The organism is Mesoflavibacter profundi (assembly GCF_014764305.1).
Lineage (GTDB): Bacteria > Bacteroidota > Bacteroidia > Flavobacteriales > Flavobacteriaceae > Mesoflavibacter > Mesoflavibacter profundi.
Window position 1 is genome coordinate 1,460,811 of sequence record NZ_CP061703.1, and the last position, 26,230, is coordinate 1,487,040.

General features: G+C 31.6%; 12 protein-coding genes. 9 read left to right on the forward strand and 3 right to left on the reverse strand.

What is annotated here, in order from left to right; all coding sequences use genetic code 11:
- Positions 1-69: 69 nt before the first annotated feature.
- Positions 70-1,740, forward strand: a complete 1,671-nt coding sequence (locus tag IFB02_RS06645) for a recombinase family protein (protein ID WP_191073152.1) — start codon at positions 70-72, stop codon at positions 1,738-1,740.
- On the opposite strand, the gene glmS is transcribed toward IFB02_RS06645, so the two are convergent.
- From glmS to IFB02_RS06660, 3 genes are read right to left on the reverse strand one after another with little or no spacing between them, the layout of a single operon-like run.
- On the reverse strand, positions 1,701-3,548 hold the full coding sequence (gene glmS / locus IFB02_RS06650; RefSeq protein ID WP_106687518.1) for a glutamine--fructose-6-phosphate transaminase (isomerizing): 1,848 nt from the start codon (positions 3,546-3,548) through the stop codon (positions 1,701-1,703). The two genes, IFB02_RS06645 and glmS, sit on opposite strands and share 40 nt — an antisense overlap.
- Before the next feature lie 6 nt (positions 3,549-3,554).
- Entirely contained in the window at positions 3,555-5,156 is a 1,602-nt protein-coding gene (locus IFB02_RS06655) for a DUF4270 domain-containing protein (RefSeq protein ID WP_106687517.1), read from the reverse strand.
- Between the two features lie 20 nt (positions 5,157-5,176).
- The gene (locus tag IFB02_RS06660) at positions 5,177-5,986 is read right to left on the reverse strand and encodes a glycogen/starch synthase (protein ID WP_106687516.1); all 810 of its coding nucleotides are present in this window, start codon (positions 5,984-5,986) and stop codon (positions 5,177-5,179) included.
- Positions 5,987-6,094: 108 nt separating this feature from the next.
- Here IFB02_RS06660 and panC point away from each other — a divergent pair, with 108 nt between their 5' ends.
- The 8 genes from panC (at position 6,095) to IFB02_RS06700 (ending at position 26,189) form a co-directional block, all read left to right on the forward strand.
- Positions 6,095-6,943 (forward strand): pantoate--beta-alanine ligase, encoded by an 849-nt coding sequence (gene panC / locus IFB02_RS06665; protein WP_106687515.1) that lies wholly within the window; start codon positions 6,095-6,097, stop codon positions 6,941-6,943.
- 13 nt (positions 6,944-6,956) lie between these two features.
- Positions 6,957-7,307, forward strand: a complete 351-nt coding sequence (panD, locus tag IFB02_RS06670) for an aspartate 1-decarboxylase (protein ID WP_027879612.1) — start codon at positions 6,957-6,959, stop codon at positions 7,305-7,307.
- A 36-nt stretch (positions 7,308-7,343) separates the two neighbouring features.
- On the forward strand, positions 7,344-8,264 hold the full coding sequence (locus tag IFB02_RS06675) for a lysylphosphatidylglycerol synthase transmembrane domain-containing protein (RefSeq protein ID WP_262891937.1): 921 nt from the start codon (positions 7,344-7,346) through the stop codon (positions 8,262-8,264).
- A 34-nt stretch (positions 8,265-8,298) separates the two neighbouring features.
- Entirely contained in the window at positions 8,299-9,444 is a 1,146-nt protein-coding gene (locus IFB02_RS06680) for an alpha/beta hydrolase (RefSeq protein WP_191073154.1), read from the forward strand.
- Positions 9,445-9,461: 17 nt separating this feature from the next.
- Positions 9,462-10,823 (forward strand): DNA repair protein RadA, encoded by a 1,362-nt coding sequence (gene radA / locus IFB02_RS06685; RefSeq protein ID WP_106687512.1) that lies wholly within the window; start codon positions 9,462-9,464, stop codon positions 10,821-10,823.
- Positions 10,824-11,056: 233 nt separating this feature from the next.
- Complete coding sequence (locus IFB02_RS06690) at positions 11,057-17,287, forward strand: LamG-like jellyroll fold domain-containing protein (RefSeq protein ID WP_191073155.1); 6,231 nt, start codon at positions 11,057-11,059, stop codon at positions 17,285-17,287.
- Positions 17,288-17,573: 286 nt separating this feature from the next.
- Positions 17,574-23,234, forward strand: coding sequence for a GEVED domain-containing protein (locus IFB02_RS06695; protein WP_106687510.1), 5,661 nt, complete (start codon positions 17,574-17,576; stop codon positions 23,232-23,234).
- A 21-nt stretch (positions 23,235-23,255) separates the two neighbouring features.
- Positions 23,256-26,189, forward strand: coding sequence for a PQQ-dependent sugar dehydrogenase (locus tag IFB02_RS06700; protein ID WP_106687509.1), 2,934 nt, complete (start codon positions 23,256-23,258; stop codon positions 26,187-26,189).
- The last annotated feature ends 41 nt before the right edge of the window (positions 26,190-26,230 follow it).

The following is a 26,230-nucleotide window of genomic DNA, read 5'->3' on the forward strand; positions in this document are numbered from 1 at the left end:
TTCGGTTTTTTTATAACTGTGATTTCATTTATTTTAGTATTTTCCGAATAGTTTAAACAAGGGTATTTAATGAAAGAAACACTACACATTTTAGTCAGAGTTAGCACGTCTGTTCAAGAGGAGGAAGGAACATCACTTAAAACACAAATGGATGTTGGAATAGACTTAGCTAAAAAACTAAATATGAACTATGTCATACATAACGAAGGTGGTACATCTTCTTCAAAAGACACCCTTGACAATCGACCAGTACTATTAAACGTTCTAAAACTGATTGATTCGAAAATTATAAAACATTTGTATGTGTGGAATACAGACCGATTATCTCGCAGTCAAATAACGTGGTATACCATAAGACAGAAGATGATTGCAAACGGAGTCATTCTTCATACATCAAATGGTGTACATAATACACAGGACTTTATGGAGAATATGATTCTTGGCATTCTCAGCGAAGTTTCAACTTACGACAATATGGTTAGGAAAGAGAGAAGCAGACTAGGTAAAATCGAAAAGGTAAAACTAAACTATTGGAGAGGAGGAGACTGTCCTTTTGGCTATAAGCTCAAGTGGGATGGAATTGGAAATCGATTAACAGAAAATGAGTCCGAAAGTAAATGGATTCGTATGATTTATAGTGAGTATTCTAAAGGAACATCTTTGAAAGAAATAAAATCAATACTTGAAGACAACAACATTAAAACAAGAAGAGGGAATAAACTCTGGTCAATGGGTTCTCTCCAAGTTATTTTAAAGAATGAAATATATACTGGGCAACAAAAATTCACAGATAAAAAATCTAATACCACAATCACTAATGAAGTGCCACAACTTATTAGTTATACATTATGGGACGAAGTTCAATCTAGGAAAAAAGTAAAACTAGAACGTAAAAATCAAATTAACAGAACAACACGGTTTTACTTGTTTAGAGACTTTTTAGTTTGTGGTTGTGGAACACCAATGGGAGGTAGGACTAACGAAAAGAAATATATTCGCCAGTATTATTGTCCTCTAAGTGAGCGTAAATTTAATAATTCATATAAACAGAATGTTGAATGCAATATGAAACGATGTTTAAACATACCTAATACTGATGGTATTTTATGGAATAAAATTATTGAAATTTTAACCAACACAGCTGAGATAAAGGATGTTTTAAAACAAAAAACACTTATCGGTAGTAGCTTTGATACTAATGAAGTCAAACGAGTGATAGAGTTAAACGAAGCTGAAATTTTAGAATTAACAAAAACTAAGACAACTATTGAAAGAGGTTTAGTAGAAATCGAATCACGGAATATATTACAAGAGTTTTCTTCTGAACAGGTTTATAAACTTTTAAAAAAAGACCTCGCCATAAAGCTTAAACAAGTCAAATTGAAGATTGAAGGTTTGAGAAGTAAACTAAGGCAATTAGGAACTGAACAGAAATGGTTTGACTGGATTGACAATTTCTCAGAACATATCAAAACTCAAACCAATATTTCAGACGAGATGAAAAAGGAGTTTCTCAAGGTTATAATAGATAAAATAACAGTGAACTATGATAATGAGAATAAACTGCACCTTTTAAATATTAATTTTAAAATACCTGTCGTATTAGAAAAAGAAAAGGGTTCCGAAAACGGAACCCAAATATCTATTATGCCAGTTAAACGAGGTCGTAAAAAGTTAAATCAACTCACCCCCGTTCGTGACTACTCCACCGTTACCGATTTTGCTAAATTTCTAGGCTGATCAACATTTTTGTCTAACATTACTGCTATGTGATATGATAGTAGTTGTAATGGTATGGTTGTAAGTAAAGGTGTTAAAAGTTCTAAAGTTTCAGGAACTTCAATCACGTGATCTGCTAATTCTTTTACATCTTCATCACCTTCTGTTACTATTCCAATTATTTTACCAGATCTTGATTTAATTTCTTGAATGTTACTTACTACTTTTTCGTAATGACCTTTTTTAGTTGCTATAACAAATACAGGCATTTGATCATCAATTAAAGCAATTGGTCCATGTTTCATTTCTGCAGCAGGATATCCTTCGGCATGTATATAAGATATTTCTTTTAGTTTTAACGCGCCTTCTAATGCTACTGGAAAATTAAATCCTCTTCCTAAGTAAAGACAGTTTTTAGCATCTTTATAGGTTGCAGCAACCGTTTTAATATGGTCGTCTGCTTTTAAAGCTTCTGCTACTTTATTTGGTATTAACTCTAATTCGGTTAAATGTTTATGAAATTCTGAAATAGAAATATTACCATTTGCTTTAGCTAATTTTAAAGCTAAAAGCGTTAATACTGTAATTTGTGTTGTGAATGCTTTTGTAGAAGCAACTCCTATTTCTGGTCCAGCATGCGTATATGCTCCAGCATGTGTTTCTCTTGCTATTGAAGAACCAACTACGTTACATACACCAAATACAAATGCGCCTTTAGATTTTGCTAGTTTTATTGCTGCTAATGTATCTGCAGTCTCACCAGATTGTGAAATAGCAATTACGACATCTTTTTCTGTAATTACTGGATTACGATATCTAAATTCTGATGCATATTCTACTTCTACAGGAATTCGTGCTAAATCTTCAAAAATATACTCTGCAACTAGTCCGGCATGCCATGATGTACCACAAGCTACAACGATAATTCTGTTAGCATTTAAAAAACGCTCCAGATTATCATCTACTCCAGCCATTTTTATAATGCCTTCTTTTACTCTAAGTCGTCCTCTGTATGTGTCCTTTATAGCGTTAGGTTGTTCATGAATTTCTTTTAACATGAAATGTTCGTAACCACCTTTTTCTATTTGCTCAAGATTAATTTTTAATTCTTGTATGTAAGGATCTACTAAAGAGTCGTTTTTAATCTTTCTTATTTTAACACCTTTTTTAAGTCTAACAATAGCCATCTCTTCATCTTCAAGATAGATTGCCTTTTTTGTGTATTCTAAAAATGGTGAGGCATCACTTGCGATAAAAAATTCTTCTTCACCAACGCCTATTGCTAATGGACTTCCTAATTTAGCTACTACAATTTCATCTGGTTTTTTCTTATCAAATACTGCAATTGCGTATGCTCCAACTACTTGGTTAAGTGCTATTTGGACTGCTTTTCCTAATTTAACATCTTCGTTTTTTTTAACGTCTTCTATTAAATTAATTAAAACTTCTGTGTCTGTATCTGATTTAAACGTGTATCCACGTTTAATTAATTCTTTTTTGATAGACTCGTAGTTTTCAATAATACCATTGTGTATTATTACTAAGTCTCCAGAATTTGAATAATGAGGATGAGAATTTACATCGTTTGGCACACCATGTGTTGCCCATCTTGTATGTCCTATTCCTACGGTACCTTTTGTTGAAATTTCTGAAGATATACGGTCTTCTAAATCTGCAACTTTTCCTTTTGTTTTAGATAGTTTTAAATCGCTTCCATCATAAAGTGCAATTCCTGCACTATCATATCCTCTATATTCAAGTCTTTTTAAACCTTCTATTACAATAGGGTAAGCTTCTTTTTTACCTATGTAGCCAACAATTCCGCACATAATAATTTAATTTTCAGTTTCTGTATAATAGATTTCGAATTTTGCTCTTAAGTCTTCCTGTACATTAGTATTGCTACCATGCAGTATTGTACCTTCAGGACTTAAAATGCTAGTTCTTGGGACAGATTGTAATATATCTTGATTTGTTGAATTTGATATTTTAGAAACTAATACATTATTAACATTTGTTGAAACGAATAATCCTAAGTTTACGTTAGTAGAGTCGTTTAATAATATATTATTTAAGTGTTCTGTTAATCTAATTTTGTATTTAACTCCGTTGTTGTTATCATCTCTAGTTAACCTATCTGAATAGATTACTTTTGAGTTTACAGGGTTAATAAAGTTATCTGTACCATCAAAATAATAATCTATAATTGGAAGGTTGTTTTTTAAATCATATAACACAACTCTTTCAGGTTCGTTATCTATTGTTAAATTTTGATCTACATAAAAGGTTAAATTAGCTTCATTGATAAGCCACTTGTCTTTTTTAGATTTAAAATATTCAAGTGAATTTACATTATCACCAAATTCGTCTTCTACATCTCCATTAAATAGATTTATGATTGACATAGAACCATCTAATCCTTTTAAGTATAAATTAGAATCGCCATTTGTAGCATCACCATCTGAGATATTAAAATCTAAATTTTCAAAATGATTGGCTTTAATACCTGTAAAAGAGAGTGAGTATGCACCATCTAAGGTAATACTTGCATCGTCTTCGTCTGGATCGTCATACGAGTAAGCTACAGTTATGTTTGCATTACTATTTAGTAAGTTTAACATCTGCATACTACCATCGTTATCTGGTGCTATTGCTTCTACTTTAAATATTAATCCTCTAAAAAAGTTGTTAAAGCTGCTTACGTTACTTAATACTTCGTTATCTTCATTAGGAATTAATAAATCTTGCCAGTAATTGATGTCTGCTTCAAAATCGGTTAGATCTACTCTAATTCCTGGCGCAAGTCTAGTTTCTATTTCTCCGTCTTCGTCCAAAATATGAATTTGTTCAAAATTTGGTGTAAACTGATCATTCTCGTAAAGTAACTCTAGTGTTTGAGTGTCTATATCTATATTTTCAAAGATGTTTGAGTAGTATGCTTGTTCTTCTTCAAAATCTGTTGCAGGATCAAGGTCTCTTAATAGGTAGTTACTACGATAAATGGATAATTTGTAAGGCGCACTAGTATTACCGTATGTAGAATCTATTGTGTAAGTAGAATTCCCTTCGTCATCTGTACTTTCTACTTCAGAGAAGAATGGAATATATAGTTTAACAGATTCTACTTGTGGTGTGTCACCAAAGTCTGGAGTTAAATCTGTTGGTAGTATTTGTGTAATTATACTTGCAGTTGTTGATCCGTAATTTGGATCTTTGTAAACGCCTAATAAATTACTAGGTAATCCATTTGTTTGTACTGGATTTGATTTTTTGGTATAAGATAAAAAAGGAAAATCTTTTTTATTAGTAGAAAAGTTTTGAGTACCGCTAATGTCACTTTCTATTCTTAAGTAATCATCATCACAACCAATCAATAAAGTACCAAAAACTAATAAAAACGTTAATGGTTTTACTACTTTTAAAATATGTTTTTTCATTTAAAATTTTGTGCTTTTTGTTAGCTTAAAACGTCATTATTGTAAAAATTAGTGTAAGCTTCACTAAATTCGTCTTTTGCATGGTAATCTAAAACAGGTTTTTTACAATTTTTTAAATGTTTTGTTAAATCTTCAGGAAGTTCTTCAGATCCAATGATTAATGCATCGGATTGGTCTATAGCAACTTTCATTAAATTTGTGTAAGTTGGTTGTTCTAAATCTTTTATTTTTTCTTCTTCAATACCATCAAATTTAATTTTATTGATTAAGTCTTTGTTTAAGGTATTGTCAAAACTTTGTCTGTAAATAGAAGTAACGATTTTACTTTGATTAAATAAAGGCTCGTCATTATAAAATTGTTTTAGGTATAACGGTAATAAAGAAGCTAGCCAACCATGTACATGTATAATGTCTGGAGACCAGTTTAGTTTTTTTACAGTTTCTATTACACCTTTAGCAAAGAATATTGCACGTTCGTCATTATCTTCAAAAAGGTTTCCGTTTTCGTCAGTAAAAGTTGCTTTTCTTTTAAAATACTCGTCATTATCAATAAAGTAAACTTGTATTCTTTCTTTTGGTATTGATGCTACTTTAATTATAAGTGGCATATCAAGATCATTAATTACTAGATTTATACCAGATAAGCGTATTACTTCATGAAGTTGGTGTCTTCTTTCGTTTATATTACCGTATCTAGGCATAAAAATTCTTATTTGTCCACCTTGCTGGTTTACCATTCTAGGTGTTTCAAATGACATTGAAGAAATTTCTGTTTCGGGTAAATATGGCACCACTTCAGATGATACGTATAATATCCTCTTATCTTTCATAAATTAATAGTTTTTTAGAATTAAAAATAAAAAACACGCAAAAGTACAAAATTTTATGCAGATTGCCACTAAAATATTAAGTTTGCATGCGTTAATAAATACTAAATAATGATTGTATTTACAAATAAAAACGAATTAAAAGATAAAATTTCGTCTATAAGAAGCCAAAAGCATACCATTGGTTTTGTACCTACTATGGGCGCATTACACAAAGGACATTTAAGTCTTGTAGAACAAGCAATGTCTAATAATCAATACGTTATAGTTAGTATTTTTGTTAATCCTACACAGTTTGATAATCCGTCAGACTTAGAAAAATATCCAAGAACTTTAGAGCAAGATGTTGCATTATTAAAAACTTTATCTAAAGACATAATTATTTATGCGCCAAGTGTAAATGATATTTATGATGATAAAGTAACATCAACAAAATTTAGCTTTGATGGTTTAGAGCACCAAATGGAAGGTAAGTTTAGAGAAGGACATTTTGATGGCGTTGGTACTATAGTAAAAAAACTATTTGAAATTGTTACACCAGATAATGCCTATTTTGGAGAGAAAGATTTCCAGCAGTTAGCAATAATTAAAAAGTTAGTTTCTAAACATAATTTAGGCGTAAATGTAGTAGGATGTAAAATCCATCGCGAAGAAAATGGTTTGGCAATGAGTTCTAGAAACACTAGGTTAACCAAAGCACATAAAAATGCGGCACCATTTATTTATAAAACTTTATTAACTGCCAAAGAAAAGTTTGGCACAAAAAGTGCTAATCAAGTTACTAAATGGGTAGAACAGCAATTTGCAAATCATACCTTATTACAATTAGAGTATTTTACAATTGCAGATGCTAATACCTTAAAAACCGTACAACGTAAATCTAAATATAAAACCTACAGAGCTTTTATTGCAGTTTATGCAGGAGAAATCCGATTAATTGATAATATAGCTTTAAATTAATTATCTTTGCCCAATGCAAATACAAGTCGTAAAATCAAAAATACATCGCGTTAAAGTAACAGGAGCAGACTTAAACTATATTGGTAGTATTACTATAGACGAAGATCTAATGGATGCTGCAAATATTATTCAAGGTGAAAAAGTTCAAATTGTAAATAATAACAATGGTGCACGATTAGAAACTTATGCGATTCCTGGACCAAGAAATAGCGGAGAGATTACCTTAAATGGTGCTGCTGCAAGATTAGTATCTCCAGGAGATGTGCTTATTTTAATCACTTACGCATTTATGGATATAGAAGAAGCAAAAGTGTTTAAACCATCTTTGGTGTTTCCTGATGAAGCTACAAACCTTTTAAAATAAATGTCTAAAAGACCAATAGTTAAAATATTAAAAATAATGCTCCCAATTTTATTGGGAGTTTTTTTAATATGGTATTCTTTATCAAAAATATCTCTAACAGGTTTATTACAGCATTTTAAAGAAGCCAATTATTGGTATATATTATTAGGTGTAATCTTTGGTTTATTAAGTCATTTATCAAGAGCTTACCGTTGGTTGTTTATGTTAGAGCCAATGGGTTATAAAGTAAAATTAGGTAATAGCATAATGGCTGTTTTTGCAGCCTATCTAATAAACTACACAATTCCGCGAGCAGGAGAAGTTGCAAGAGCAACCATATTAACTAATTATGAAAATGTTCCATTTCAAAAAGGATTTGGTACAATAGTCGCAGAGCGCGTTGCCGATTTTATAGTAATGCTTTTTATTATAGCATTAACTTTGGTTATACAATTTGAATTTATTTTTAATTTTTTTCTTCAAAAGTTTAATCTAATAAAAATTCTTACAGCGTTATTAATTGTCGTAATAATAGCGATAACAGCTATTGTTATGATTAAAAAAAGCCAATCTAAAATTGCAGTAAAAATTAAAGATTTTATAAAAGGACTAATAGAAGGCGCGTTAAGTATTTTTAAAATGAAAAAAAAGTGGGCATTTATATTTCACACACTTTTTATATGGATCATGTACGTTTTAATGTTTTATGTAACAACATTTGCAATAAAAGATTTAGGCAACGTAAGTTTTGGAGCTGTTTTAGTGGGTTTTATTCTTGCAACATTTAGTATTGCAGCAACCAATGGAGGAATAGGATCGTATCCAGAAGCAATCGTAATTGCATTTACATTATTTGCCCTTCCAGAAGATCCAAGTCGTGCATTTGGTTGGATTATGTGGACATCACAAACTGTATTAATATTTGTTTTAGGAGGATTATCTTTATTATACCTTCCGTTTTTTAACCGAAACAAATAATTTGTACATTGCACTAAACTAAATCTATTGACTTATGAAACGTTTTCTATTATTGCTAATTACGTTAATTGCTTTTAATCATCTTGCAGCACAAACCTTATATAAAGAAATAAATTCTGAAAAATTAGGAGAATCACGTCAGTTAAAAATACAAGTGCCTCGTAATTATGACACTTCAGATAAAAAATATCCAGTAGTGATAGTATTTGACGGCGATTATTTATTTGAAATCGTCGCAGGCAATGTAGATTATGCTGCCTATTGGGAAGACATGCCAGAAGCAATTGTAGTAGGAATTAATCAATATCAAAAAAGAAACGAAGATTGCTATTACAGCGATCAAAATTCGTTACCAACAGAAACTGGAGCTGCTTTTTTCGAGTTTGTTAGTATGGAGTTAGTTCCATTTATTAATAAAAGCTTTAGAACAGAAAACTTTAAAGTAGCAGTAGGACATGGTTTAACAGCAAACTATATTAACTATTATTTATTAAAAGGAGAACCACTTTTTCAAGCTTATATAAGTATAAGTCCAGATTTAGCGCCAGATATGAATAGTTATTTAACCGAAAAATTAGCAAAAGTAGAACAAAAAACATTTTATTATTTAGCAACTTCAGAAAACGATAAAAAAAATATAAAATCAAGTGTAGATGCACTTGCAACAAGTTTGAAAGGAATAGAGAATGACAATCTTTTAAAAACTTTCGAAACCTTTACAGATGCAACACATTACTCGTTACCAGCTCAAGCAATTCCGAAAGCACTTCAAAAGATATTTTTAGTTTTTCAACCAATTAGTTTAGAAGAATATAGAACAACAATCCTCAATCTAGACACTAATCCAGTAGACTACCTTAAAGAAAAGTACCAAACCATAGAGACTTTATTTGGAATTAAAAAGCCTATTTTAATTAACGACTTTAAAGCTATAGAAGCATCTATAAAGAAAAAAGAAAAATACGAGTATTTTGAAGATTTAGGTAATCTTGCACGTAAAGAATATCCAGAAACTTTATTAGGTCATTATTATTTAGGACGTTTTTACGAAGAAACAGGTAAACCTAAAAAAGCAATGAAAACCTACCAATCTGCATATATTTTAGAAGAAATTGGAGGCATAACAAAAGATCAAGTATTAGAATTAGCAGAGCAAATAAAAGCAGATTTTGGCTATTAATAGCTTAAAATACCAATATGGCTAAAGTAAAAACAACATTTTTTTGTCAAAATTGCGGCACACAATTTTCTAAATGGCAAGGACAATGTACCTCTTGCAAAGAGTGGAATACAATTGTAGAAGAAGTAGTCCAAAAACCAGAAAAAAACGACTGGAAATTACCATCTTCTAACACGACCAAAAGAGTTTCTAAGCCATTAAAGTTAAATCAAATAGACGACTCTAAAGAAGCTAGGCTAGATACTAAAGATGCAGAGTTTAACCGTGTTCTTGGTGGCGGCATTGTGCCAGGATCACTAACCTTATTAGGCGGTGAACCAGGAATAGGTAAAAGTACATTGCTACTACAAATATCTTTACACTTACCTTATAAAACTTTATATGTTTCTGGAGAAGAAAGTCAAAAGCAAATAAAGATGAGAGCGCAGCGTATCTATCCAGATAATGATAGCTGTTATATACTTACCGAAACAAAAACTCAAAATATTTTCAAACAAATAGAGTCTGTAAATCCAGATATTGTAATTGTAGATTCTATCCAAACCTTGCACAGCGATTATGTAGAGAGTTCTAGTGGAAGTATTTCTCAAATTAAAGAATGCACAACAGAGCTTATAAAGTTTGCAAAAGAAACAAATACACCTGTAATCATAATTGGTCATATTACTAAAGATGGTCAAATTGCAGGTCCTAAAATTTTAGAACATATGGTAGATACGGTTTTGCAATTTGAAGGAGACCGTAACCATGTTTTTAGAATTTTAAGAGCCAATAAAAATAGATTTGGATCTACTAACGAAATTGGTATTTACGAAATGCAAGGTTCTGGATTGCGAGAAGTATCTAATCCAAGCGAAATACTAATATCTAAAAAAGATAACGATTTATCAGGTAATGCTGTCGCGGCAACATTAGAAGGTATGCGTCCTTTAATGATAGAAGTACAAGCACTGGTAAGTACTGCAGTTTATGGTACACCACAAAGAAGCGCAACAGGATTTAATGCTAAACGTTTAAATATGCTTTTAGCTGTTTTAGAAAAAAGAGCTGGATTTAGATTAGGCGCAAAAGATGTATTTTTAAATATAACTGGTGGTATTAATGTAGACGATCCAGCAATAGATTTAGCTGTGGTTGCTGCAATTCTGTCTTCCAATGAAGACGATGCACTACAAACCAATTTTTGTTTTGCTGCCGAAGTAGGTTTATCTGGAGAAATTAGACCTGTACAACGTGTTGAGCAAAGAATTCTTGAAGCTGAAAAGCTAGGATTTTCAACAATATTTGTTTCAAAATTTAATAAAATTACTATTCAACCTAAAGGAATTAAAATTCAATTAATTTCTAATATAGAAGATCTTGTTTCTATCTTATTTTAAAAAATTTAAGCAAATTTTACTTAAGCTTTATTTTTTAACCGAATTAGTATTCAATGTGCATTAAAAGCTTCATTTATAAGAGTCTATAATCATTAGCTTTACACTTTAACGGATATATTTGCATTTTATCTATTACGGTTTTTACCACAACATCCAAAATCTTTAAAAGCTGTTTTGGGACTTAATTTTGCAGCCGGTTTTACACTAAGCCCTAAACCTTTAAAGTCCTATTGATGAAATTAACTCTACATTTAAGCATAGCTAAATATGCTAAGTTACTAACCTTATTAATCCTATTATTAGGATGTAATGTAATTGTTGCACAAGTTGAAATTGCTAGTCAGCGATTTAATAATGGTAATCCAAATTACCAATATACAGTTGCAGATAAAGATGAGGTTTTTGCACCATCAAGTCAAACCATAACTACGCATGTTGGAACAGATAATTGGGATTATACTGCTTCTACATCTGAAGGTATTATAAGAGTTGTAAATACAGATATTACCAATCCAGCTTCAGATTTATATTGTTTAGAATTAAAAAATTATTGGAATGATGAGCCTACTATAGAGTTCGTAGAAAAAAACATCACAAATTATGTGAATGTTACTTTTTCTATTGCATATCAATCTTTAGGTGATCCTGACAATAACGAAGATTTAGTTTTAGAATATTCTTATTTAGATGGTGGTAATTGGGTAGATACAACAGTAATTTTAGTAGAAGGTGAAAATCCTATAGATGTTTTTGGTTATCAGGTAGAACCAGATATAAGAATGTTTAATACAAACTTTCCTACTCCAAACCCTTTTGTTGTTTCAATACCAGATACTGCAACAGCATTTAGAGCTACGATAAGTTCAGACTTTAAAAATGGTGCAAATGGTAATGATAATTATTATATAGACGATGTTATTTTATCAGGAGATCCTACAACAGCTGCACCAATAGCAAATTGTCAAGGAGATTTTTCAATTTCATTAGATCAAAATGATACAGCAACTATCACAGCAGCAGATATAGATAATGGATCTAGTGTTTCTGTTGGAACAATGACTTTATCAATTGATAAATCAGAGTTTACTTGTGATGATTTAGGACCAAATGTTATTACCTTAACAGTAGATGATGGTACTCAAACAAGCACGTGTACAACAACAGTGACAGTAAATAGTTATAATGGTCCTTTAATTGCTCCTAACTTACCTAGCGTAAGCGCTTACTGTTCTTATGATGCGCCAACACCAGCAGATATTAGCTATCAATGTAATACTATAACACCAACTACTACAGATGCAACATCATTTAATTCGCCTGGTAATTATACAATTACATGGTTGTATTATGACTCTGTAAGTGGTAATAGTGATACTTCAGTGCAATCCATAACTATTAATAGTTTAACTGCGCCAAATAATGTTACCGTTAGTAATATTGGTCCAGACACAGCAACAATAACTTGGGATCAACAAACAGGTGTTGACTCTTATGAGGTTTTATACAAAAAAGACGGATTAATAAATTGGCAATCTGTAGTGACTACAGATAATACAGTTATATTAACAGGTTTAGATCAATTAACAGATTACAATTTTCAAATTAATGCAAATTGTGGATCATCAACTATAAGTACTTCAATAGATAATTTTACAACTTTAGGACATAGTTATTGTACACCTTCTGTAGGAAATAATAGTAACAGAGTTTATGTAAGAACAGTAAACGTTGGTACTATAAATAATACAGAAGGTAGAGAACCAGGAGGATATGATGACAATACACATTTATCTACAGTTTTATACAAAAATGAAAGTCATCCGTTTAATATTACTTTTTGGAATAGAAATTATTATAATATCGGACATGCTATTTGGATTGATTTTAATGGTGATGGAGATTTTGAAGATGCTGGAGAAATGGTCTGGAATAATAACGGAAACTTAAGCAATGTAGGTCAGTTTCAAGCGCATAACCCATCAATTTTTATTCCTTCTTTTGCAGTTACAGGATTAACAAGAATGCGTGTAGCTGTAAGACAAAATGGTGTGCCAGATAATCCGTGTAATGACGATAACTGGAATGGAAGTAGAGGAGAATTTGAAGATTATACTTTAGACTTACAAATTAGACCAGATTCACCTCAAGAAATTGATGTGACAGGAAACGGAACTTTAATTGTTGATGGTGCTGGAGTAGCAGAGTTAGATCCAAATAACAATACAGATTTTGGAGAGTATGATGTCTATGAAGTGCCAATGGTAAAGACTTATAAAATTACTAATAACGGTGCAGATCCTTTAACTTTAACAGGTAACCCATTAGTTACTTTTATTAACAATACTGGTGATTTTACAATTACTCAACCTTCAATTTCGTACTTAGCAATTGGAGAATCTACAACCTTTACAATCACTTTTGATCCTGTAACTGTTGGAACAAAAACAGCTACGGTAAGAATTTTAAATGATGATGTAGATTACGGAGAAACAGAAGAAGATTATACCTTTTTAATTCAAGGTGAAGCTGTAAAAACTTTCCCAGACACAGATGGTGATGGTGTACCAGATAATGTAGATTTAGATGATGATAATGATGGTATTTTAGATTCAACCGAAGATAATACTTGTAAAACTTACAGTTATGCAACACAAGTAGAAACTATATTCTTAAATGAAACCTTTGGTACAGGTTACGATAGAGCAACAATTAGTGAAGTAAATGCTGGTGCTTCTACAACGTATTGTTTTGAAGATGGAACAGCAACTTGTGGCGGATCAAATAATTTAAATGATGGATCTTACACACTATACTATCAAACTTCTAACGGAGATGGAATAAATCAAACACCTTATGGTGATGTAGCATCTTGGGCAGATAGCGATTGGTATGTTGGATTAGATCACACACCAGATAATATAGATGGTGCAGAACCTGGTAGAATGTTAATTGTTAATGCAGATTACGATCCAGGTATTTTTTATCAAGCAACTATTAATGGTGTAACTCCAGGAGTAGAAGTAACCTATGGATTTTCTGTAATAAATTTAATGAGAACAGATCATCCAAATATTGCTAATAAGAAAAAACCACAAGTAGCAATTGCTGTTTACGATCCAAATGGATCATTAATAGCATTAGAATCTTCAGGGTTAATAGAGCCTACAGATGCTTCTAATCCTGCAGGAGATTGGATAACTTTAGAAACTACTTTTGTATCTACATCATCACAATTTACTATTCAGTTAATTAATGATCAAGATGGTGGAGACGGGAATGACCTTGCAATAGATGATATTTATGTAAAACAAATCTTATGTGATTTAGATGGCGATGGTGTGCCAGATAGCGTAGATTTAGATAACGATAATGATGGAATACCAAATATCGTAGAACTTGGCTTATCAGATGGAGACAAAGACGCTACATTATTTGGAGATGGTTGGGTAGATGCAAACGGAAATGGAGTACACGATGCTTACGAAGGTGGCGCAACGCAAATAGATACAGATGGCGATGGAATTCCTAATTTTATGGACTTAGATTCTGATAACGACGGAATTTTTGATGCAGTAGAGTTTGACGGTTTTGGAGATATAGATGTAAATGGTGATGGCGTTGGAGAAGGAGACGATTCTTATTCTGGTGTAAGTAATGACACTTCAGATGGTGATGGATTACTAGCAATAGTTGATACTAATGATGATGATGCAGACGAGTTTGATCATGGTAATTCTGGTTATCCAGATGCATTAGATACAGACGGTGATAACATACCGGATTATTTAGATGTAGATAGTAATAACGATGGTGTAAATGATATAGAAATGTTTGTTTATTCTCATTTAGATACTAATAATGATGGACAAATAGATGGTGTGGCAGATGCTGATAATGATGGACTTTTAGATGTTTTTGATACAAACGATAATGGATATGGATCACCTAGAGATTTAGATAACTCTTACGCTTTATATTTTGATGGACGTAATGACTATGTAGAAGAAGATGCAGTTATTAATAATTGGACAAGTGCATCGTTAATGGCTTGGATAAAAATAGAACCTTCATCTGTTGGTAAAAGAGTAATTGTAGGACAAGATAACTTTAGATTAGAAGTAGAATCTAATGGTAATATAAGTACAAAAGTTAATGCAAATACTTACAATTCTGGAGTTTCGGTAGAATCTGATATTTGGGTTCATGTTGCTGCAATTTACGATGGTTTAAATGGAAATCTTTCAATTTTAATTAATGGAGAAGTTGTAAATGAAAACACAAGTGTAATAGGTAATTTGTTAAACGACACTTCAAGTTTTACAATTGGTAGAGCTTCTAATACAGATAGTAATTATTTTAAAGGTGAAATTGATGAGGTAAGATTATTTAATGAAGCTGTTACCGTAGATCAATTACAAAAAATGGTTTATCAAGAATTAGATGAAAATCAAGGCTTTAATTCAGGTAAAATTATACCTAAAGAAATTTCGGCTACTTTTAATTCTTCATTAATTCGTTATTATAAAATGGATGCTTATAAAGATGATATTTTAGATAACAAAGTTACTATTGCGATAGATCAATTTGTTGGTGCAAAAATGTATAATATTAAAGATATTTACTTACAAACAGCACCATTACCATATCAAACTAGACAAGCAGGAGAATGGACAATGTCAAATACGTGGTTACATGGAAATGTTTGGGATATTACAACGAATAATCAAATAAAAGATTGGAGTATTGTTTCGATAAAAAATAATGTAATTACTGCAAATTCAGTAACAAATTTAGGGTTGTTTATCGATAATAATAAAACACTTACTGTTAGCGGAGATAATCAAATTAACAACACGTGGTATTTAGAGTTAAATGGGACATTAGATTTACAAAACGATTCACAATTAGTTCAAGGATTAACAAGTGATTTAGTAACATCAGCAACAGGAAAAATATTGCGACGTCAAGAAGGACAAAGTAATGTGTACAGATATAATTATTGGAGTTCTCCAGTTGGAGCGCCAACAGCAACTACATTAATAGATGAAAACACATCAACAAATAATCCAAACAATACAGCCTTTACATTAAATACATTAAAAGATGCAAACGGAAACTTAGTGTCTTTTACAAATGGTTACCATCAAGACGGAAGCATAAGTACATATTGGTTATATACCTATCAAAACGCTACAAGTTATTGGAATTGGCAAGGTTTTGATCAAAACACACCAATAACAACAGGATTAGGATACACGCAAAAAGGTGGAGGAACTTTAGATTCTTATATATTTGAAGGAAAGCCAAACAACGGAACCATCCAATTATCAGCAAATGATGTAGGCGGAGCAGGATCAGATGCAGGAAGTACAAAGACCGAATATTTAGTAGGAAATCCATATGCATCTGCAATAGATGCTCATCAATTTATAGACGATAATGCAGGCGTTATATCAGGATCATTGTATTTATGGGAACAATGGGCAGGCGATTCACATGTGTTAGCCGAGTATCAAGGAGGATATGCGACTTTAAATAAATTAGGTAAAGTAAGAGCTTATCAATTTATAGGAATAGATAATAATGCAGTAGGATCACAAGGAGGAATAAAAACACCAACAAGATACATACCAGTAGCACAAAGTTTTATGGTAGAAGTTACAGGAACAGGCGCTATAGAGTTTAATAATGGACAACGTATATTTAAAACCGAAGCAGCAGGCGAGTCAGTATTTTTTAGACAAAACAATACAGCAGTAACAAGTGCAGCGCCAGAAGTAGCGTTTCAAAAAATAAAATTAGAGTTTACCAATACCAATGGATTAGGTAGAGAGATTGTTTTAGGATTTAGTGATCAAACTTCAGATGCATTTGATTATGGTTATGATGCTATAGCGACAGAGACTTTTGTTAATGATTTAACAATGCCATTAGATAACCAACAATCAAACATACAAGCCTTTTCACCAATCACATCAGATAAGGTGATAGACTTAAACTTTAAATCAGACGGAAACAGTACTTACACAATAAAAGCAACAAGTTTTGATAATATACCAATGGATCAATCAGTTTATTTATTGGATAATTTAAATGGGACTTATCACGATTTAAAATCAGGTTTAGATTATAATTTCACATCTGTAGCAGGAACTTTTAACGATCGTTTTGATGTTGTATTTCAAACCAATCAAACATTATCTACAGAAGATGTAGAATTGGATCAAATAACATTGTATTATAATACAACACAACAATCGTTATATGTAAAAGAGTTAAAAGAAGAAGTAAAAACATTAGTTATATACAACACGTTAGGACAAGTGATGTATAAAAATAGTAGTGTAACAACACATCAATTAGCTAATGGATTAGCTATAAATGGTATAAGTACAGGTGTTTATATTGTATCAATTCAATTAAATAATAATACAAGTATAGACAAAAAGATAATAGTTAAATAAGCAATAACAGTTATCAAATAATAAAAAAGCCTCTAACATTTAGAGGCTTTTTTTGTAATGTTATATAACTCAGTAGAATATGTATTCGGTTTTGATAAGAAAATGCTTATTATTTAGATAGATTTTAAATAAAAAGTGTCTTTAAGCGTTTTTTTGTATCGTTTTATCGATTAAATTGAAAAATGTGATATACACATTTATAAATTTACTTCGTAAATATACATTTTTATTTCTTTTTTAGAGATTAATATGTGAATTACATAAAAAACCCAAAAAAGCTATCAATATGACACCAACCAACCATAAAACGTTATGTTTTATACTATTCTTTGTATCTGGTTTTTTCTATAATTTACACGCTCAATACTGTACACCTACATTTGGTGATCCATCACAACACTATATCAGTCAAGTAGAGATTAATACTATCAATAACGTATCTACTTACGTTAGTCCTACAAATAGCTATTCAGATTTTACAGCGCAATCTACAGATTTGGTTGTTGGTAGTACTTACACGATGAATATACATACCGCTAGAGTAGATAATTGGAGAGCTGCAGGTTATGGTGTTTGGATAGATTATAATAATGATAACGATTTTGATGATGTAGATGAACAAATCTGGTCTTTTGGAACTTCAACTAACAATACAGTATCATTTAGCTTCACAGTGCCAAGCCACGCTACATTAACTAATTTAAGATTAAGAATTAATATGGTTAGTTGGTACGAACCAGGCTCTTGTGCTAACGATACATCTAACTTTGGAGAAACAGAAGATTACACGGTTAATATTTTAGCATCACCTGATCCTTTTGCTTCTAATGATGAATTAAATGTGATTAAAAACAGTACTTCAGGTGTAGATAATCAAATTAATGTTGCTTTAAATGACGATATAGGAACAGATGGAAGTGACGGAGAAGATTATGCCTTACTAAGCACCACAACTAATGGTACAATTACCGAATTATCAGATGGAGTTTTTGAATATATACCAAATTTGGATTTTATAGGTAACGATAGTTTTACGTATCAAATTTGTGATGCTAATGGAGATTGCGACACAGCAACAGTTTATATAACTGTAGATTTTGGTGCTTGTACACCAACTACTGGATCTTGGGGAACACATTACATAACCAATGTTCTTGTACCAGGAGAAACTAATACCTTAAATTACGCATCTGGTGATGATGCTGGTTATGGATCTCATTTAAACGTAACACCAATTGTAGATTTTTATAAAGGTAATTCATATACGATGGAGTTGTCTGTTTCAAATGCAGCAGCTACAGAGAACAGATCAGGTTGGGTTATTTATATCGATTTAAACCAAGATGGTGTTTTTAATACAGCAGATGAACAAGTTTGGGATTCTTATAACGTCCCTAATTTAGCAAATGGAGAAGATAACTCGCTTTCTAATACAGATAACACTTTTAATCCGGCAACATTTACAGTACCTACTACTGCGCTTTCTGGAACTACAATAATGAGAGTTGGAACAAGAAGGTATTGGTATCCAGCAGATCCATGTGGTCAAGTAGCACAACCAGGAGAATTTGAAGATTATGTCATAGATATTCAATTAGATCCTGCTTCACCTCAAGATTTAGATGTTACTGGTAATGGTAATTTTGTAGCATCTGGTTCAACAATTACATCTACAGACAATAACACAGATTTTGGTGTATACGATATTAATTCTGGTACAATTTCTAGAACATTTATAATTTCAAATAACGGATTACTAGATTTAAATTTATTACCTCCTTATGCGGCGCTAACTGGTTCTGCAGATTTTACTATAATTACTGCGCCAGCCTTGACAACATTAACGCCTGGACAATCTACAACATTAACTATAGGTTTTAATCCTTCTACAATTGGAGCGTTTTCAACAGTAGTTAGTCTTTATTCTGATGATCCAGATGAAAATCCTTACACATTTTTAGTTGAAGGTGAAGGCGCTCAAACATTTCCAGATACCGATGGAGATGGAGTACCAGACAACATTGATCAAGACGATGATAATGATGGATTAACAGATACACTAGAAACCTTATCTTGTACAGCTTATTCTAACGCATTAACTACAGATGTTGTTTTTTTAAATGAAACCTTTGGAGCAGGAACAAATAGAATTCAAATTAATGGAAATTATCCAGGAGTTACTACATCTTATTGTTATGAAGATGGTGCTGGTTCTTGTTTAGCGACTTATAATCCAACAAGTGTTAATGATGGTGATTATACTGTACACTATACGATAACTAACGATAATGATATTCAAGAAGGAATAGATATAGATATTTCCGATTGGGCAGAAGATTACTGGTATGCTGGTCTTGATCATACACCAGGTGATGTTAACGGAAGAATGGCAATTTTTAATGCAACAGAAGATCCTGGTGTTTTTTATAGTCAAGAAATAACTGGAGCAACTCCAAATGTTCCTATACAATTTGGATTTTATGCATTAAATATTGATAGAGATGATATAGATCCTACCGAATTATCTACCAGAGAAAAGCCTGAAGTTGTTATTAGAATATACGATCCCAACGGTGTAGAAATTACTTCTGCTTCTTCAGGATTAATTAATCCAACTAGTCCTGCTGGAGATTGGGTAGAAGTTACAGCAAGTTTTACTACAACATTTAGCCAGTTTACAGTAGAGTTAAGTAATGCTAATTTAGGTGGTTTAGGTAACGATTTAGCAATAGATGATATTTTTGTTAAGCAAACTTTGTGTGATTTAGATGGAGATGGTGTTGCAGATACAGTAGATTTAGATAATGATAACGATGGTATTCCTAATGTTGTAGAATTAGGGTTAGTAGATGATAATTTTGATGCAACAGTATATAATGATACATCAAATCCTTGGGTAGATGTTAACGGTAATGGTGTACATGATGCTTACGAGTCTGTTGTGCCAATAGATACTGATGGTGATGGTACTCCTGATTATTTAGATCTTGATAGTGATAATGACGGTATTTTTGATAATGTAGAATATGATGGTTATGGAGATATTGATGTTTCAGGCGATGGATTGTCAGAAGGAAGTGATTATCAAGATGCAACTGTTAACAACATGTCAGACGATCAAGATGGTGATGGAATTTTACCTCAAATAGATGATAATGATGATGATGTAGATGGACCTACTCAAAATGACCATGGGACTTTTAGTTACAACTTACCACAAGATTCTGATGGTGATGGAATTCCTGATTATTTAGATATAGATAGTCATGACGCAACTAATGATCTAAGTAATGGATCTGATATTTCTGGAACTATATATCAATATTTAGATGTAAATAATGATGGTGTTATAGATGGAACTTCAGATGCAGATGGCGATGGATTGTTAGACAATTTTGATACTTCAGATTTAATATTTGGGTCGCCAAGAGATTTAGATGGTTCATATAGCTTGTTTTTTGATGGTAGAAATGATTATGTTCAAGATCTAAACATACTCGCTTCTGGATCTGCAACTATTTCAGCTTGGATAAAATTAACTGGAAATAATACGCTAGCTAACGATCAAGTAATTGCTGGTCAAGATAATTTTTATGCAAGAGTTAATTTAGATGGCACAGTTTCTTTAGTATTAAATGGTACTGTTTTACTTTCTTCATCAGTTGTGATAACTAATAATATTTGGACACATGTAGCAATAACAACAGATGCTAGTCAAAGCGTATTGTATGTTAATGGAGAATTTCAAGCAAGTGCTATGTCTGGAGGCATTACAGCAGATAGCTCTAATTTTACCATAGGAAAGCGTTCTAGCATAGATAACAATTATTTTCATGGAGAAATAGATGAAGTAAGAGTTTTTTCTACAGCCTTAACAAATCTAGAAGTGCAAAGAACAGTCTACCAAGAATTAAACGAAAGTTTAGGCTTTAATCAAGGTGCTGTTATTCCAAAAGATATATCAACTAATTCAATAGGATCTAGTTTACTTAAGTATTATAAAATGGATGCTTATAAAGATGATATTACAGACAATAAAGTTACTACTGCTATAGATGAAATTAACGGTGCTAAACTATACAATATTAAACAAATATATTTTCAAACAGCGCCTTTACCTTATGTAACTGTTCAAGATGGATTATGGACAGATACAGCAACATGGCAACATGGAAATGTTTGGGATATTACATCTGTATCTACAAATCAACCTTGGAGTATTGTTCAAATAAATAACAACATTACTACAACAACTTCTCATGCGCATACTGGATTAATAATAAATACAGGTAATACATTATTGGTAAATAACGATAATGAAATATCAAATAATTGGTATCTAGAGTTAAACGGTACAATAGATTTAGTAGACGAATCTCAACTAGTACAAACCAATACAAGTGATTTAGTGACTAGTATAACAGGTAAAATATTAAGAAGACAGGAAGGACTATCTAATGTCTATCGATATAATTATTGGGGATCACCTATAGGAAATGCACAAAGCACAGCACTTTCAGATAACAATATTCCAACCAATTCGAGTAATTCTAATTTCACTTTAGATCTTTTAAAAGATGCTGCTTTAACACCAATAGAATTTACTACAAGTTATGACGAAATAGGTAAACTAAGTACCTATTGGACTCATACATATCAAAACGGTGTATCTTATTTTCATTGGAATAATATAAGTATAACAGATCCAGTTTTACCTGGTGTTGGTTATATCCATAAAGGATTAGGATTAGGAGGAACAGAATTTCAATATGTATTTGAAGGAAAGCCAAATAACGGTGTAATTCAAATCTCTGCAACAGATATTGGTGGTGCTGGATCTGTTGGTGGTGTTAGTAAAACAGAATATTTATTAGGTAACCCGTATCCATCTGCTTTAGATGCACATCAATTTATAACAGATAATGCATCGGTTATAAGTGGTGAGATTTATTTATGGGAACAATGGGCAGGAAATTCACATGTTTTAGCTTTATATCAAGGTGGTTATGCTACTTTAAATTTAATGACATCTGTTCAAGCCTATCAATTTGTTGGATTAAACGGATCAAATAATGGGTCGCAAGATGGAACAAAAACACCAACAAGATATTTACCAGTTGCGCAAGGATTTATGGTAGAGGTTGAAAGTTCTGGTGATTTACAGTTTAATAATAATCAGAGAATTTTTAAAACTGAAACTAGTGGCGAATCTATTTTTTTTAGAACAAACAATTCTCAAGCAAATCAAGTAGAAGCAAATCAAGATTCAATACAAATGATTAGGTTGTTGTTTAAAACCCAAGATAATTTAGGTAGAGAAATTGTTTTAGGATTTAGTGATTTTACTTCAGATCAATATGATTATGGTTACGATAGTAAGGCTTATCAAATTAATGCTAGCGACTTGTATTTACCATTAAATGATAAAAAAATGGTGATACAAGCTTATGCTCAAATTATACCAGAGAAAATTATAAATTTACATTTTATCGCAGAGAATGCAGGTAATTATTCCATTTCTAAAAAAGAACTGGTAAACATTTCTAACAGTCAGGATATTTATTTATTTGATACGTTAAATAATACTTATCATGATTTAACAACAGATACAGCGTATACTTTTTATTCAGAATCCGGAACTTTTAACGATAGATTTAAAATTGTGTTTCAGGAACAATCTAGTTTATCTGTGGATCAACCAGAATGGGATAATTCAATAATTTATTATAATAATTCTGATAAAAAACTATTTGTAAAAAACATAGATAAAACTGTTGAGCAAATCACAATCTACAACACATTAGGACAAAAAATATTTACTAAATATAATGTAAATCCATCTCAATTAACTTCAGGAATTTCAATCGATAATCAAAGTTCTGGAGTCTATATTGTTCAGCTAAAAATAGAATCTAACACATTAAATAAAAAAATAATAATTAACTAACAAAGCCCTTATTCTTACTTAATGAAATCAAAATTACTACTATCAATTATGTTGTTAACTCAATTGTTAACAGCACAAACAGCTATGACGCCAAGTTCTACTGCAATAACTTATGGATCAGATTGGTCTACCGTAAAAATTACTGCAGATGGCGCTTTAAATTATCCTTGGGAAATTACTTATGGACCAGACAACACTTTGTGGGTAACAGAAAGAGTTGGTGAAAAAATTGTAAAAGTAAGCACTGCAACAGCAACAAATGCGCCTTTAACAATGATAGATCTAAGTGCTAAAATTGCTAATGCAAAACAAGGAGGATTAATGGGTATGGCAATTCATCCGGCATTATATCAAGACATTAATACTACTTTAAATAATTATGTGTTTATTTCTTATACATATGATGATGGCGGAGAATTAAAACTAAGAATTGCAAGATTAATTTACGATAATGCAACTCAATCTTTATCAGAAGATACAAGTTTAAACGTAAATGGTGCAATTTTAGAAGATGTGCCAGCAAGTGCAGATCATAATTCAGGACGATTAATTTTTGGTCCAGATTTAAAATTATACTATACAATTGGTGATCAAGGAGCAAATCAATTTGACTATTCTTGTAATCCTGTATTATCTCAGGTGTTGCCAAGTTATTCTGCAGATTATGAGAATTATCCTGGTAAAACATTAAGATTAAATACAGATGGTACAATTCCATCAGATAATCCATATTTAAGCGGAGTTCAAAGTCATGTTTATACTTATGGTCATAGAAATGCTCAAGGAATAATATTTAGTCAAGATGGAACATTATATGCTTCAGAACATGGTCCTAAAACTGATGACGAGATTAATGTAATTAAATCTGGTAAAAATTATGGTTGGCCAGAAATAGCTGGTTATTATGATAACTTAGCTTATACTTATTGCAATTGGTCTTCTTTAGGTGGTTCTTGTAATGCAGGAGATTTTAGTGATCATAACTGTCCTAATGGAGCAGCAACTGCAACAGAATATGAATCTTACCCTTCTGCAGCACCTTCTAACTTTGAGCCACCAATTGGGACTTATAATAGTACAATAGCAAACGATCCTTCTGGTGGTTGGTTTACTTGGCCAACACCAGCGCCTTCAAGTATAGATATTCATGAGGCTAATAATATTCCTGGTTGGGGAAGATCTTTATTAGTACCTTCATTAAAAAAAGGAACAATATACAGAGCTAAATTAACACCAGATGGAGAAGATATAGTTAGTGATTTTTATGAAGAATTTCATTCCTCTAACGATAGATATCGTGATATAGCAATCTCTCCAGATGGATTAACTATTTATGCTGTTACAGATAATGGTGGTGGTACTTCTGGTCCATCTTCTAATTCTGGTGTATCAATAGATAATCCTGGTGTTATAATAAAAATTCAGTATCAAGGTCCATTAGTTATTAATCCACCAGTTGCAAATTGTCAAGATATTACTGTGACTTTAGATGCTACAGGAAATACTCAAATTACTCCATCAGATATAGATAATGGTTCAACTGGCGGATCTGCAGGTATAGCATCTTTAGTTATAGATCAAGATACATTTAACTGTACTCATACAGATAATCCTCAAACTGTATGGTTAACAGTTACAGATAATAATGGAAATGAAAGTAGATGTTCTGCTCAGGTAACAGTAGTTCCTAATTCAAATCCAGCTGCGTTTGTTGCTCCAGTTTTAGAAGATGTTGTTAGTAATTGCGAGATTACTGTTCCTGCACCTTCATTAATTAATAATGCTTGTGCCGAAGTTATTGCAACTACTACAGATCAAGTAACCTTTACAGCAGGTCAATCTGGAGTTATCACTTGGGTTTTTGATGATGGTACTTATCAAGATACAGCAACACAAAATGTAACAGTTAACACCTTAGCAGTACCAAGTAATATAAATGTAATTCCTGGTACAACAACTGCCTATATCAATTGGGATTTAATTAACGGTGTAACTTATAATGTTAGATATAGAGAAGTAGGCGCATCTACTTGGGTAACTCAAACTACTTCTACTAACTCTATTACTTTAACAGGTTTAAATATGTTGACAAACTATGAGGTACAAGTAAATTCAGATTGTGGATCTTCTCAGTCTGCATACAGTACTATAGTTAACTTTACTACAACAGATATCACTTATGTGACGCCAACTGTTAGTTATTATCCAGATGATTTTTACATCAATAATTTCGAAATTTTAGATAACAATTACATTAGCTTATTAAGTAATTCATCAAATCAAAATGAAGATGTTTCAGGATATTCAAATCATACAGATGATGGTTTAAATATTCCAGATTTAAAACAACTAGATCAATTTAATGTTGTTATTTCTTTAGTAAACACACATCCTTGGAACAAAACTTCTGGACATAGTGTTTGGATAGATTATAACCAAGATGGTGATTTTGATGATTCAAATGAAAGAGTTTGGGGCACAACCAATGGTGATGATTTATTTCCTCATGGCGCTTCTGGTATAGGAAGTTTTACAGTACCATCTACAGCATTGCTAGGTAATACAAGAATGCGAATAGCGTCAAGAACCTATTGGACACCTAATGATCCAGAAGCAATGACTTACGATGGTAATAATGGTGGAGAATACGAGGATTATACTGTAAATATTACTTCAAATACTCTGTCTGTACCTCAAATAGAATTAAGTAAGTTTTCAATTTATCCTAATCCGATACAAAATTCATTTACGGTAAAGTTTTCAAGGTCAATTTCCGAAGATGTAACAATTACTTTAACAGACCTTCAAGGACGTGTAATAAAAGTAAAAACATTATCAAAATCTAACGACCAATTAACTTTTGATAATACAAATTATTTAAAATCTGGAGTTTATTTTGTGACTATTTCTAATAATCAAAAGGTTTTAAAAACAAAAAAGCTTATCAAATTGTAAGTTTTAATTATTAATAAATAAAAGCTTCTAACACAGTTTAG

What these genes read in the sequence shown, in the direction of transcription:
- IFB02_RS06645 (WP_191073152.1), top strand. Translation starts at nt 70, where the DNA reads ATGAAAGAAACACTACACATTTTAGTCAGAGTTAGCACGTCTGTTCAA.
- glmS (WP_106687518.1), bottom strand. Translation starts at nt 3,548, where the DNA reads ATGTGCGGAATTGTTGGCTACATAGGTAAAAAAGAAGCTTACCCTATT.
- IFB02_RS06655 (WP_106687517.1), bottom strand. Translation starts at nt 5,156, where the DNA reads ATGAAAAAACATATTTTAAAAGTAGTAAAACCATTAACGTTTTTATTA.
- IFB02_RS06660 (WP_106687516.1), bottom strand. Translation starts at nt 5,986, where the DNA reads ATGAAAGATAAGAGGATATTATACGTATCATCTGAAGTGGTGCCATAT.
- panC (WP_106687515.1), top strand. Translation starts at nt 6,095, where the DNA reads ATGATTGTATTTACAAATAAAAACGAATTAAAAGATAAAATTTCGTCT.
- panD (WP_027879612.1), top strand. Translation starts at nt 6,957, where the DNA reads ATGCAAATACAAGTCGTAAAATCAAAAATACATCGCGTTAAAGTAACA.
- IFB02_RS06675 (WP_262891937.1), top strand. Translation starts at nt 7,344, where the DNA reads ATGCTCCCAATTTTATTGGGAGTTTTTTTAATATGGTATTCTTTATCA.
- IFB02_RS06680 (WP_191073154.1), top strand. Translation starts at nt 8,299, where the DNA reads ATGAAACGTTTTCTATTATTGCTAATTACGTTAATTGCTTTTAATCAT.
- radA (WP_106687512.1), top strand. Translation starts at nt 9,462, where the DNA reads ATGGCTAAAGTAAAAACAACATTTTTTTGTCAAAATTGCGGCACACAA.
- IFB02_RS06690 (WP_191073155.1), top strand. Translation starts at nt 11,057, where the DNA reads ATGAAATTAACTCTACATTTAAGCATAGCTAAATATGCTAAGTTACTA.
- IFB02_RS06695 (WP_106687510.1), top strand. Translation starts at nt 17,574, where the DNA reads ATGACACCAACCAACCATAAAACGTTATGTTTTATACTATTCTTTGTA.
- IFB02_RS06700 (WP_106687509.1), top strand. Translation starts at nt 23,256, where the DNA reads ATGAAATCAAAATTACTACTATCAATTATGTTGTTAACTCAATTGTTA.